The organism is Streptomyces sp. GbtcB7, from assembly GCF_019091445.1.
GTDB classification, from domain to species: Bacteria; Actinomycetota; Actinomycetes; order Streptomycetales; family Streptomycetaceae; genus Streptomyces; species Streptomyces mirabilis.
The window spans coordinates 1-252 of the sequence record NZ_JAGXJM010000434.1; the positions used below are offsets into that span (position 1 = coordinate 1).

Annotated in this window: 1 protein-coding gene; it reads right to left on the bottom strand. The window is 70.6% G+C overall.

Features of this window, described 5'->3' with window-relative positions; all coding sequences use genetic code 11:
- Nucleotides 1-252, bottom strand: a 252-nt coding sequence (locus KVT44_RS56445; protein WP_217577070.1) for a hypothetical protein, incomplete at both ends; no start/stop codon positions are given.

Genomic DNA, 252 nt, shown 5'->3' on the forward strand with positions numbered 1-252 from the left:
CACCATCCGGAGCGAGTTGACGCTCCCGGGGTACAGCGCCGCCATGTCGGGATGCTGCACGAGCACCTCCTCGACGAGCGTCTGACCGTCGGCGAGCAGCCGATCGCGGAAGGCGTCGACGTCCCCGATGTCGGCGGAGTCGACGAGCGTGATTCCGTTGCCGCCCACGCCGCCGGGGTTCTTGGCGATGATGCGCGGGTGGCGGGCGACGAAGGCGGCGAAGGCCGCGGCATCCGACTCACCGAGGTCGAG